Source organism: Acidimicrobiia bacterium, from assembly GCA_041393965.1.
GTDB lineage: Bacteria > Actinomycetota > Acidimicrobiia > Spongiisociales > UBA5794 > UBA5794.
In genome coordinates this window covers 386474-399022 of record JAWKJB010000001.1, presented here as the reverse complement: position 1 = coordinate 399022, position 12549 = coordinate 386474, and the positions used below count along the sequence as shown (strand labels likewise).

Annotated in this window: 11 protein-coding genes; 7 read left to right on the top strand and 4 right to left on the bottom strand. The window is 63.4% G+C overall.

What is annotated here, in order from left to right; genetic code table 11:
* Window positions 1–26: 26 nt before the first annotated feature.
* The gene (locus tag R2823_02045; GenBank protein MEZ5174972.1) at window positions 27–1490 is read right to left on the bottom strand and encodes a hypothetical protein; all 1464 of its coding nucleotides are present in this window, start codon (window positions 1488–1490) and stop codon (window positions 27–29) included.
* 77 nt (window positions 1491–1567) lie between these two features.
* Between R2823_02045 and R2823_02040 the strand changes: the two genes are divergently transcribed.
* Window positions 1568–2428 (top strand): MurR/RpiR family transcriptional regulator, encoded by an 861-nt coding sequence (locus tag R2823_02040; GenBank protein MEZ5174971.1) that lies wholly within the window; start codon window positions 1568–1570, stop codon window positions 2426–2428.
* Window positions 2429–2460: 32 nt separating this feature from the next.
* Window positions 2461–3819: an amidase gene (locus tag R2823_02035; GenBank protein ID MEZ5174970.1), complete on the top strand. Its 1359-nt coding sequence runs from the start codon at window positions 2461–2463 to the stop codon at window positions 3817–3819.
* 36 nt (window positions 3820–3855) lie between these two features.
* On the opposite strand, the gene R2823_02030 is transcribed toward R2823_02035, so the two are convergent.
* The 3 genes from R2823_02030 to R2823_02020 all read right to left on the bottom strand — a co-directional run bounded on the left by R2823_02030 (window position 3856) and on the right by R2823_02020 (window position 6756).
* Window positions 3856–4167: a GYD domain-containing protein gene (locus R2823_02030; protein ID MEZ5174969.1), complete on the bottom strand. Its 312-nt coding sequence runs from the start codon at window positions 4165–4167 to the stop codon at window positions 3856–3858.
* 27 nt (window positions 4168–4194) lie between these two features.
* Window positions 4195–5871 (bottom strand): thiamine pyrophosphate-binding protein, encoded by a 1677-nt coding sequence (locus R2823_02025; GenBank protein ID MEZ5174968.1) that lies wholly within the window; start codon window positions 5869–5871, stop codon window positions 4195–4197.
* A 156-nt stretch (window positions 5872–6027) separates the two neighbouring features.
* Window positions 6028–6756, bottom strand: coding sequence for a GntR family transcriptional regulator (locus R2823_02020; protein ID MEZ5174967.1), 729 nt, complete (start codon window positions 6754–6756; stop codon window positions 6028–6030).
* 240 nt (window positions 6757–6996) lie between these two features.
* Between R2823_02020 and R2823_02015 the strand changes: the two genes are divergently transcribed.
* Genes R2823_02015 through R2823_01995 form a run of 5 tightly spaced genes read left to right on the top strand, consistent with a single transcriptional unit; the run spans window position 6997 to window position 12548 of the window.
* The gene (locus R2823_02015; protein MEZ5174966.1) at window positions 6997–8562 is read left to right on the top strand and encodes an ABC transporter substrate-binding protein; all 1566 of its coding nucleotides are present in this window, start codon (window positions 6997–6999) and stop codon (window positions 8560–8562) included.
* A 26-nt stretch (window positions 8563–8588) separates the two neighbouring features.
* Window positions 8589–9512, top strand: a complete 924-nt coding sequence (locus R2823_02010; GenBank protein MEZ5174965.1) for an ABC transporter permease — start codon at window positions 8589–8591, stop codon at window positions 9510–9512.
* Window positions 9509–10501, top strand: a complete 993-nt coding sequence (locus R2823_02005; protein MEZ5174964.1) for an ABC transporter permease — start codon at window positions 9509–9511, stop codon at window positions 10499–10501. Before R2823_02010 ends, R2823_02005 begins: the two co-directional genes overlap by 4 nt.
* Complete coding sequence (locus tag R2823_02000) at window positions 10498–11538, top strand: ABC transporter ATP-binding protein (GenBank protein ID MEZ5174963.1); 1041 nt, start codon at window positions 10498–10500, stop codon at window positions 11536–11538. Before R2823_02005 ends, R2823_02000 begins: the two co-directional genes overlap by 4 nt.
* Entirely contained in the window at window positions 11535–12548 is a 1014-nt protein-coding gene (locus R2823_01995) for an ATP-binding cassette domain-containing protein (protein ID MEZ5174962.1), read from the top strand. The genes R2823_02000 and R2823_01995 overlap by 4 nt, the downstream gene beginning before the upstream one ends.
* The last annotated feature ends 1 nt before the right edge of the window (window position 12549 follow it).

The window sequence follows — 12549 nt, the reverse complement described above, 5'->3', positions numbered from 1 at the left end:
CCGGCCCTTCTCGCAAACGGGTCGGTTCAGCTGCCAACCGGTACGGCGACCGGCACCTCGACGGGCTTCTTTGTGACCCTCGTGTAGTCATACAGGCCCGCCTCGTCGAACAGGACGCGGTCCTCGTAGTCGTCAAACCAGATCGCTTCCGGATTACGGCCAACGATACAGACCTTGCCACGATCCGGGGCATCGGCTGCGTTGCGCAGGATCTTGAAGATCAACACACCGTTCTCCGACCCGGCGAGTCCCGGGATCGGTTCGTTGGTGACGGCTGCGACCTCCGTCTTCCCCTTGTAGTGGGTGATCGACAGCCGCGCGTGGGTCTCGACACCCGAGAGGCCCTTCTGGGACTCGTTGAGGATGTTCCACGCCGTCTCGATCGGGACATTGAACGCACGGTATGCAACGATGTCGCGACCGCAGAAGAAGTAGTGGTTCCCCACACCGACGCGGTACAGGGCCCGCTGCATGATCCGCAGGGCATCGGGGTCGTTGTTGACGCCCTTGATGATTGGCGCCTGGTTCTCCACCTGGAGCCAGCCGCGGCTCACGACCGCATCCATCGCCCGCTTCGTGGCTGGATGCCACTTGAGGGTCCCGTTCGCCTGCTCGATGTAGTTGCCGTCCTCATCCTTTTCGAGGAACTCGTCGGGATGGTTGAAGTGGATCATCAGACGGAACCCGACATCGGGATAGGTCTCGTGGAACCGATCAAGCACATCGAGGAAGTGCTCATCGAACCGATCCGGGTAGAAAGCCATTTCCTTGGTGCCGAGCCTGATGGATTCGACGCCGGCTTCGGCGAGGGCGGCGAACCATGCGGCGAGCTTCGAATTCGGGAGCACCATCGGGTCGCCACCCGAGAGAAGGATCTCGCGCAGTTTCTCACGGCCCGACTCGGGATGCAGGCCACCGTTGTCTGCAACGACGGCGTTGTGGGCACGGATGTAGTCGGTGATCTCCTTGATCTGGGCGAGGCCCTTCTTTGCGACGGTCCCGTCCTGGCGCTCGATCTCTTTGCGTGCGATCAGCTCCTCGCGGTAGCAGAATCGGCAGTGTGCCGAACAGGTCGAGATGACATACATCAGGCCCATCTCGTACTTGTGCAGCAGCCCTTCAACGGGGCTGTAGTCCATCTGGAAGCCCGGGTCCTCCGAGCCCTGGAGATTGAGGGTCTCGTCGGTGCTCGCCTTGATGATCTTCTGGAGGTTCGGGCTCTTTTTCGCGAGCTCGAAGTAGTGGCGGGTCATCTTGACCGGCATGCGTGATTCCACATCGCGTTCGGTGTCCCGAACACGCAGCAAGTCCGAGATCTCGGTCTCGGTGTAAAAGCCCTTCATGTCATCGGGGGCACGATCCTCGAAGAACGGGTCGAGGCCGTTGATGATCTCGCGGTCATACTTGGGATTGACGACCCCGTCGAGGAACGCCTGCTCGCGCTCGGTGGGTTCGTACTTGTCACGCTTGGTCGGGATCTCGATGTCCATGTCGGTGTCTCCTCCGATCACCAGTCAGGGCTATGGTTGTAGCAAAACGAATATCAGATTGGATACAATGTAACACAATGAACATCCAAGTGCCAGCCCCTTCTCTTGCCGATCTCATCGCCGCCGTCAATGACCAGCTGACGCCGAGCGAGGAGCTTCTCGCTCGTGCCGTCCTCGATGACCCGACCATCGTCGCCTTCGGGACCGTTGCGGATCTCGCACGGCATGTGGATGTCAGCCGTCCGACGGTCGTGCGCTTCGCGCGTACGCTCGGGTTCGGCGGCTATTCCGATCTCCAGGCGCGGGCCCGTGACGCCCTCACCGACACCCTCAACCGTCCGAGTGCTCGGATTCGGGGCGAACGGTCCCCAACGGCGACCGTGCGAGCGAAACTGTTCACCGCCCTTGATCACCTCTTCGCGCATCTTCCCGACGAGCGGCTCGCGTCGATGGTCGATCCGATCGTCACCGCCCGAAGGGTTCTCGTGGTGTCGGGGGAGACCTCCCGAGCCGGAGCGGCTGCCTTGATGAGCGGGCTGACGATTCTCGGAAAGGATGTGGTTCTCATCGACGACCACAGGGCCGGAGGGCAGCTCGGCGCCGCAACGACCGACGACTGCGTGGTGGCGTTCGACTTTCGGCGCTACCGCAAGCGGAGTCTCGATGCCGTCGCCCACCTCGATGCGCTCGGAGCGACCATTGTTGCGGTCACCGATGGGCCCCTCTCCCCGTACGCGGCGCTCGCCGACGCGTGGTGCGATGTCTCGGTTCCCGGCATCGGTCCGTTCGACAGCTCTGTGCCAGCAGTCGCCGTCGCCGAGATGCTCGTCGCGGGAGTTGCCGCTGCCATGGGCGAAGCCGCTGTTGCGAGCATCGACCGTACCGAAGCCGCGTGGACGGCGACCGCGGCATTCGTGGATCAGGGCTCGGGCGCGTGACGGATGTAGCGAACCAGATGACAGGAGACCCGATGAGCGGCACCGAACCGTGGAACCTTGATTTGACGAGCGCCGTCGACCTGATCGGTAAGGGCGCTTTCGACGCATCCGATGTCGTCGAGTCGTGCCTTCGGCGCACGGCAGCTGTCGAGCCGATCGTGCAAGCGTTCGCTGAGCGTGACGACGACCGGGCCATAGCTCGTGCCCGATCACTCGATGCGGTTCCGCGCGATCGACGGGGTCGTCTCCACGGCATTCCCATCGGCATCAAGGATGTGATGGACGCTGAGGGGTTCCGGACGCGTGCCGGCTCGGCCGTGCTCGGCGACGCCGCTGCGGCCGACGGCAACGCGCCCGCCGTCGATTGCCTCGTTGACGCCGGCGGTGTTGTGGTCGGCAAGACGACAACCCATGAGTTCGCGTACGGGTGTGAGACACCACCGACCCGCAACCCGTGGGATCCCGACCGGATCGCGGGAGGCTCGAGTGGCGGCTCGGCCGCGGCGGTCGCCTCGGGCGAATGCCTTGGCGCACTCGGTTCCGACAGCGGAGGCTCGATCCGGATCCCCGCCGCCCTGTGTGGCATCACAGGCTTGCGGCCGCTTGTTGGGTCGATCCCGCTCGATCGCACTGTGCCGTTCTCGCGCACCCACGACACCGTTGGCCCGATCGCTCGCACCGCCGCCGATGTCGCGCTGATGTGGTCGGTGCTGTCCGGCGAGGTGATCGCCCCTGTGGCCGACCTCACCGAGACAACGATCGCTGCGCCCGGCGATCTCGCGTCCCTCGGGACCTTCAATTCCGATGTGCTTACGGCCTACGAGGAAGCGATCGATGTGTTGGCTCGCCACGGAGCGACCCGGCGCGATGCGGCCCTTCCGAAATTCGCCGAGTGGAGTGCAAGCCGGACGGCCGTCGTCCTGTCCGAATTCCTCGCGGCACACACCCACGCTGGCTGGTACCCGAGCCGTCGCGAGCGGTACTCGGCGGAACTCCAGCGCTACTTCGCCAGGGCAGAGGAGATCCGTGGTGCCGACCTCGTCCTTGCCCACCGGGAGCTCGATACCCTCGCCCACCGCTTTCGACGCGGCCTCGGGGACGCAGACGCCCTCATCCTCCCGACGGTTTCCATCGACGCGCCATACGCGGCATCGATCGACAGTTCACAAGGAGTCGGTATCACGGAGAACACCATGCGGTTGCTCCAGACAACCGCGCCGGTGAGCTACACGGGACTGGCCTCCCTGACCGTGCCATGCGGCATGTCGGACAATGGCCTTCCGCTCGGCGTGCAGATCATCGGGCGAACCGAACAGGCAGTGCTTTCGATCGGCCTCGCCTACCAGCAGGTCACCGACTTCCACACGAGGCGCCCTCCGATTCCGGCCTGACATCCCACCCGAAGTGCTGGACACCAGAGGGATCTTTCAGCGCTCGTCTTCCCGGGGTTGGAGCGCAGCAACGATCGACAGCATCTCGGACCGATCGAAGGCGCGCATCGCGTGGGCCCGAACATTGCCGTTTCGTGACAGGGCGAGGGTCACCGTGTGGGCCGTTTCGGCGTCGGGAACTTCGGCCATGAACACGAGATCGTACGGGCCGGTCGTCCAGTAGGCCTCGTAGATGCGTGCCCCGAAGGTCTGCATCGTGTCGATGGCAGCCGTGGCCCGGTGAATGCTGTTCGTCGTGTCCTTGGCACCCTGGTCGGTCCAATTCGTGAGGTAGATGTACTTCTGCATGTTGCTCCTTTGCACGAGTGACCGTTGTCAGGTGAACCAGTCGGGAACCGGCGGGGGAGTCTCCTCCTCGCTCGCCGTGACGATGTCGATGAAGAACGGCCTCGGCTCGGCCAGACCCTCCTTGATGGCCGTGTCGATCTCGTCGGGATGAGTGACACGGATCCCGTCGATCCCGAACGCCCTTGCGACGCCGACATAGTCCGTCTGGGCTGAGAAATCGACGCCGAAGTACCGCTGGTCGGAGTGGTAGTGCTGAAGGGCCTTGATCCACCCGAAGGTCGCGTTGTTGAACTGGACGAGGAGCACGGGGATCGAAAGTCGCGCAATCGTCTCGAGATCACCCGCCGCCATCGCAAACGAGCCGTCACCCATGATGCCGACCACCTGGCTGCTCCGGCTCGCATAGGCGGCCCCGACGACGCCGGGGAGTGCGTAGCCAAGCCCACCGAATCCCCTCGGGATGATGACCTCACGACCCGGTGGGCTGTCGATGAACGCGGCCGTGAGCGGTGTTCCGGTCCCCGCATCGGCCACGATCAGCGCCTCCCTTGGTAGAAGTCGCTTGAGCGCATCGATGACGCGGTAGGGGTTGATGGGGATGTCATCTGATTCGAACAGGCCCCGGTACGAGCCGAGCCAGCCTGCCCTCGCCGGTTCCACATCGAGCCACGGTGATACCGGTTCGTCGGTCGGGAGTGTCGCGGCAAGGTCGCCGAGGAACACCTTCGCGTCGGCGTTCACGCCGAGCTCGAGCGGATAGTTCGCCCCGACCTCCTTGGGATCCACATCAACTTGGATCACCTGCGTGCCACCGGCCGGAGGCAGGGTCCATTTCATCGTCGTGACCGAGTCGGTCTTGCATCCGACGAACATCACCAAGTCGGCGCGTTCGATGGCCTCATTCGCGTAGGGACGGGCACCGTTGCCGCCAACGACACCGAGGCTGTTGGGGTGGCGCTCGTCGATACTCCCCTTGCCGGTGATGGAGGTACCGACCATTGCACCGCTCAGCTCGGCAACCCTTGTGAGCTCCGCCCATGCACCCGAGATCCGTGTCCCACCCCCTGCGACGATCACCGGTCGTTCGGCACGACCGAGGAGCTCGGCGGCGCGGCGCAGGTCCTCGGCTGAGGCCCCCGATCGGAGGCTCGGGAATGTGGTCACCTTGGGGGGCCGCGTCGGGTCGGGGGCCCCTTCCGTTGGGGTACCGAGCACATCCTCGGGAAGCGAGATGTGGACGGGGCCGGCCCGACCCGATGTGGCGATTCTCATGGCCTTGTGGATCGCCTCTGCGGCCCGGTCCGGCCTGCGCAGTTGGACGCTCCACTTCGTCACCGAGTCGAACAGGCCCTCCTGGTCCATCTCGGTCAGGACATTCTTCCCCTTCGTCTTGAGGGGGATGTCGGTTGTGAGGGCGATCATGGCGATGGAACTCGCGTATGCCTCGGCGACCCCGGGGATCAGATAGAACGCCCCGGCACCGGAAGGGGCCTCACACACGCCGGGACGACCTGAGACCCGCGCGTAGACCTCTGCCATGTATGCGGCGCCCCGCTCGTCGCGCGCCATCACATGGGTGACCGACCTGCTTTCGCGCAGCGCGTCGTACAGCGGAAGCGAGGTGTCGCCTGGGACACCGAAGACATATTCGACCCCGTGGGATTCGAGGGCGGCCACGATGTCGGTCGATGCATTCCTCGTCATGACCCTGTCACTCTCCCGTCGTCGTGGTGGGAGCGGTCACCGTTCGCCCCGCCGCACCGCCAGCCACCTGTCTCGATGTATTGGATACAACATACAATACAGCACGATTGAAGCAGCTTTGACGGGCCGAGGCAAGCGCGGGACTCCGGCGACGGATCAGATGCGCCCGCTGCCGGTTGCGGAGCGCTGCGCGAGATAGGTGATGCGCGCCGCTTCGATGTGGGCGCGTGCGAGCGACTCTGCCCGATCGCCATCACCCGAGCCGATGGCCTCGCGAATGGACCGGTGCTCTGACCACGACAGCTCCGGCCTGCGCCGGTTCACCGCAGTCTGGATCCACTGGATCCGATCCCGCAAGGGTGTCATCGTGTCGAGGAGCTGCCGGTTCCCTCCCGCCCTCGTGATCAGCGTATGGAACCGGAGGTTGAGATCGGCGAGCTCGGCAAGATCGCTCTGCGACAGTGAGGTCGACGCGTCGAGAATCGCCGTGGCGTCCGCGAGGATCGTATCGATCTGCGCCAGAATCTCGGGCCCTATCGCTGATGCGGCAGACCGTGCGGCAAGCCCGTCGAGCGCCATGAGGACCTCGAAGAGCTCGCTCGCTTCTTCGGTGGATACCCGCGACACGGTGGCACCGCGCCGGGGCTCGATGTCGACGAATCCCTCGAGTTGGAGCGTTCGGAGGGCCTCTCGGATCGGGTGGCGTGAGACATTGAGCTCTTGGGCGAGCCGATCCTCGACGAGGCGCTCTCCCGGGTAGAGGGTGCCGTTGAGGATCGCGGCCCGGATGCGTTCGGCGGCAACCTCATGGAGCGCGCGATGCGTGTCACCAACCGGGGTTGTGGTCGCGTGAGCGTTTTCCACTTTGATGTTCTCGCTGACCATCAGTCGCCCCTCCATTTCATGAGCTCACGGTAGCTTCCCGTGCGGGTGCACCCGGTTCTCTCGGTCTCACCTCTTGCATTTTGGCTACAGTATACAGTACGGTATGCAGAAGGACAGAGTTCCCACGGACGGATTGATGCTCAGCATGGATCTTGCGGCACGCGAACAAGGGACCCGAGGGGTGCCTTCGCCGCGGTCGGGTAGGGACTCAAGAACCAAGCACATGACTGGAGGAATGCAGTGAGACGACTGCTTGCGAATAACCGCGTGGTGTCGTTGCTCCTGCTCGTGCTCGTGTTGGCAATGGTTGCGACGGCATGTTCGAGCGATTCGGACACAAGCGGCGATACCACCACGACCACGGCAGGCGGCGATGGCGGCAACGGCGGCGATATGGGCGCGTCGATCGTGATCGCGATCGGATCTGAACCATCATCGCTCGATCCACAAATCAGGGATGATGGTGGTGAGCGGGCGATCAACGACAACATCTACGAGACGCTGTTGGCCCGTACTCCCGAGGGTGAACTCGTGCCGGGCCTGGCATCGGCGATGCCGACGCAGGTCGACGACACGACATGGGACATCACGATCCGTGAGGGCATCAGCTTCACCAACGGCAACCCGTTGACGGCAGAAGCCGTCGCGGCTTCGTTCAACCGCATCATCGGTCTGGGAGAGGAGTCCGAGCAGTTCGGGTTCTTCGCGCCGATCACGAAGGCGGAGGCTGTGGATGCAACGACCGTACGGTTGACCACCAACGGCCCCGACCCGGTGCTTCCTTCCCGGTTGTACTGGATCAAGGTCATCGATGCATCGCTCGCCGACAACGCCGACTTCGCGGAGAACCCGGTTGGCACCGGGCCGTACAAGTTCGTCTCGTGGAGCCGCGGTTCAGAGATCGTGCTGGAACGCAACGATGACTACTGGGACGGTGCGCCTGCGATCGAAGAGGTGACCTTCCGGTTCATCGAGGAGGCAGGAACGCGTCTTTCGGGTGTGCTTTCGGGAGAGATCGACCTGATGACCAACCTGTCCCCGGATGACATCGATGTGCCGCCGAAGTCGATGAGCGTCGTGGGCGGCGAGCAGCCGACCATGATCGTGTCGACCATCGACGGACCGACCGCGGATGTTCGTGTCCGTCAGGCCATGAACTACGCGATCGACAAGGAAGCACTCGCCAACTCGCTGTATGCGGGCAAGGCCGTCGTGACCCAGTGTCAGATGCTGCGCCCGGCCTACACCGGTTACAACGACGATCTGTCGGCGTACCCGTACGATGTGGAAAAGGCGAAGTCGTTGATCGCCGATGCAGGTGCTGAGGGTGCAACGATCGACATCGTCGGTGAGTCAGGCCGCTGGCTCAAGGACCGTGAGCTGATCGAGGCCGTCGCCAACTACTGGGCCGATGCGGGTCTGAACCCGAATGTCCAGATCTTCGAGTTCGGCGAGTACCTGAACCGGCTGTTCGACCGTGAGACACGCGCGTCAGCGATCTTCGTGTCGATGTCGAACGAACTGCTGGATGCGAGCCGCACCTATGACGCCTACTACCACATGGATGGCACGGGTGCTTCGAACCAGGACACCGAGCTCGCTGGCTGGATCGAGGAGGCAGCGGTCGAAACCGACCCCGCCACTCGCGAAAGCCTGTACAACAAGGCGGGTGAGCGTGCGTGCGACGATGCGTACTTTGCGTTCCTCGTCGACATCGAGGACACCTACGGCGCGACCGATCGCCTCGTGTGGGATCCTCGCGTTGATGCCAAACTGCTCGTCAAGGAAATGGCGGTCAGCGGCTGACCAACTGAGAAGGGCACATATCGACAATGGGTAGGTTCATCCTCCGGCGGGTAGCTCAGGGGCTGATCGTGATCATCGGCGTCGTCCTGGTGGTGTTCGTCGTCACCAGAATGATCGGCGATCCGGTCTCCCTGATGCTCCCGCTGGAGGCTACCCCTGCAGAACGAGCGGCCTTCGAGGCGTCGCTCGGCCTCGACCAGCCCATCCCTGCCCAGCTCGTTGACTTCGTCCAGGGCGCCGTTCGATTCGATTTCGGCGATTCGCTGTGGCAGGGGCGTCCGGCATTTGATGTCATCAAAGAAGCGCTTCCGCGCACCTTCATCCTCGTTGTGGTCGGTCTGTCGTTCGCCGTCGTGATCGGGGTGCCGATCGGCATCTGGTCATCGCTTCGGCCCGGTTCGTGGCTCGACCGCGCGCTCGTCGGCAGCAGTCTCCTCGGACTTTCGATCCCCCAGTTCTGGCTCGGGCTGATGCTGATCCTGGTGTTCGGTGTCGAGCTCGGTTGGTTCCCGACCTCGGGGTATGGGTCGTGGCAACACATCGTCTTACCCGCGCTCACCCTCGCGCTTCCGGCGATGGGTCGCATTGTCATGATGGTTCGCTCGACGATGATCGACGAGCTGCATCTGCCATACATCGAAACGGCGAGGGCCAAAGGACTCGTCTTCCACCGGATGATCTTCAATCACGCCTTCCGGAATGCCTCGATACCCGTCACGACACTGGTGGGATGGGAGTTCATCAGGGCAATGGCCGGGTATGCGGTCGTAGTCGAGACCGTCTTTGCCTGGCCTGGCATCGGTTTCATGTCGATCCAGGCCATCGACCGCCAGGATCTCATCCTGCTCCAAGCCATCGTCTTCGTCGTCGCCATCGTCGTCGTGTTCATCAACATCATGATGGACTTCGTCTACATGAGGATCGACCCACGCATCAAGGTGAACGCATGAGCATCGTTGCACCCCCCGAACCTGCCGATCCGACTGATATCGTCAAAGTGGACTCCAAGCAGGGTGCGAGGCGTCGGATGCTTCGTAACTTCTTTGCAGAGCTCTGGCAGGACAAGGCGGCGCTCCTCGGCTTCATCTATCTGGTGGTGCTTGTCATCGGTGCATTCCTTGCTCCGCTCCTTGCACCATATGATCCTGCCGCGCAGAGCCTCGGCGACCGACTTCTTCCGCCGTTCTGGATGGACGGCGGGGGAACCGACCACATTCTCGGGACCGACAACCTCGGCCGCGATGTCCTGTCCCGCCTCATCTTCGGCGCACGGATCTCCCTGCTCGTTGGGACGAGCGTCGTGGTCTTCGCGGGAGCCGTCGGGGTCGTTGCCGGGCTGTTCGCCGGCTACAAGGGCGGGCGTACCGACTCGGTGATCATGCGGATGGTCGATACCCAGGTCGCATTCCCCGGACTCCTGCTGGCCCTCATGATCCTTGCCGTGATCGGACCGAGCGTCGGCACGGTGATCCTTGTTCTTTCATTGAACGGCTGGATGGTGTACGCAAGGGTGACGCGAGGTTCGGTACTTTCGGTCAAGGAGCGCCCCTATGTCGAAGCCGCCGAGCTCGTCGGAGCGAAACAGAAGCGTGTCGTGTTCCGCCACATCCTTCCGGGGCTCACCGCGCCGTTGATCACGCTCGTCATTCTCGAGTTCGCCAGGGTCATCCTCGCCGAGGCGGCGCTCTCGTTCCTCGGCCTCGGAATCCAGCCCCCTGAGACATCGTGGGGTCTCGATGTGGCGACCGGGAAGGACTACATCTTCCGCGCACCGTGGCTCATCATCTTCCCCGGCATCGCGATCGCACTCACCGTCCTGAGCGCCAACATGATCGCAAGCTGGCTCCGCGTGCGAACCAACCCGCTGGCAAGGGCGAAGCGCTTCGCCGAGGTGACCGCATCCAAGGACAGGCCAACGACCAAGGAGGCCGCCTCGTGACCGACCCGGTTCCTCTGCTTGAGGTTCGTGACCTCGAAGTCAGCTTCTACACGCAAAGCGGAACCGTACGAGCCGTCCGCGGCGTGAACCTTCAGCTCGATCCCGGGGAAACCCTCGGGATTGTCGGGGAATCGGGAAGCGGCAAGAGCGTCACGGCTCGGTCGATCATCGGGCTGGTCGACATGCCGGGCAAGATCACCGGAGGCGACATCCTCTGGAAGGGCCAATCCCTCCTCTATGGCAAGGGGGCAGCGTCGCGTGCGCGGAAAGTCCGGGGCAAGAACATCTCCATGGTCTTCCAAGACCCGATGACCTCGTTCAATCCGCTGATGACGATCGGCGCCCAGATCAACGAGGTCCTCAAGCGCCACCTCGGCATGAACAAGTCGCAGGCGACCACCCGTGCCACCGAACTGTTGAGCCTCGTTGGGATGTCGGATCCGAAGCGCCGCTTCGCACAGTATCCACACGAGTTCTCCGGCGGCATGCGTCAACGAGCCATGATCGCCATGGCCCTCGCCTCCGAACCCGACCTGCTGATCGCAGACGAACCAACCACGGCGCTCGATGTCACGATCCAGGCCCAGATCCTCGAACTGCTCGCCGACCTCCAGGAGCGTCTGGGCCTCACCACGATCCTGATCACGCACGACCTCGCCGTCGTGGCAGGCGTGTGCCACCGTGTGCGAGTGATGTATGCGGGCCGCTTCGTCGAGAAGGGCAACGCCCTCGAGCTGTTCGGCAAGCCGGGTCATCCCTACACGGTCGGACTTCTCAAGTCCACTCCGAGGCTGGACGAGATCGTTCCGCGGCTCTACGCGATCACCGGTACCACGCCCGACCTCAGGCTCCCGGTTGTCGGCTGCTCGTTCGCCCCAAGATGTGAGATCTCGGGCGACGAGTGCAAGGTCACCGAACCGATCCTCTCCACCGAACGCGGGAAACGCGCGGTTGCGTGTTACAAACCGTTCGTCGCCGAGCGCGTGATCGAGCAAGAGCTCGAGGCCGAGTGGGAAGCCTTGGAGGAAGCACAATGACCGAACCGCTCGTCGAGGTCGAGAACCTCAGCGTCAAGTTCAATGTCGGCAGATCCGGTTTCTGGGGCCAGGAAACCCACTGGCTCTCAGCAGTCGACCATCTGAGTCTCTCGATTGCACCGGGAGAGGTCCTCGGCCTCGTTGGGGAATCCGGATCCGGAAAGACGACAACCGGGAGAGCCATCCTCCGCCGGGCCCCGATTGCGGAGGGAACGATCCGCTTCCGGGGAAACGACATCACGACGCTCGACGGCGAGGAACTCCGCCGATTGCGGCGTCACATGCAACCGGTGTTCCAGGACCCATACGGGTCGCTCAACCCCTCCCAGTCGGTCCTCGAGATCGTCGCCGAACCGCTGCTGGTCCACGGCAAGATCAAGAGGATCGAGGACGCCCGGAGTGAAGTCAAGGAGTTCCTCGACCTCGTCGGGATGCCAACCGATGCGGTCGATCGGTTTCCCCACGCCTTCTCTGGCGGGCAGCGCCAACGCATCGGGATCGCACGGGCGCTCGCACTGAGACCCGAGTTCATCGTCGCCGACGAGCCGGTGTCGGCACTCGATGTCTCGATCCAGGCCCAGATTGTGAACCTGATGCAGGATCTCAGGCAGGAACTCAATCTCACCTATTTGTTCATCGCCCACGACCTGTCGGTCGTACGACACATCTCGGATCGTGTGGCGATCATGTACGCGGGTCAGCTTGTCGAAGTGGCGACCAAGGACGCGGTGTACGAGAAGCCCTCACATCCGTACACCCAGACGCTGCTCTCGGCCGTCCCGATTCCCGATCCGGTGATCGAAGCCTCCCGCAAGAGGCTGATGGTCAAGGGCGAGGTTCCGAACCTCGTCGATCCTCCGGTGGGGTGCCGATTTGCCTCGCGATGCCCCCATGTGCGCGACCGGTGCCGGGAGGAGTCGCCTGAGCTGCTTCCGATCAACCCCGTCCACGAAGTCGCGTGCCACTTCGTCGACGAGATCCCACCGATCGACCTCACCGCCGTGGGTTGAG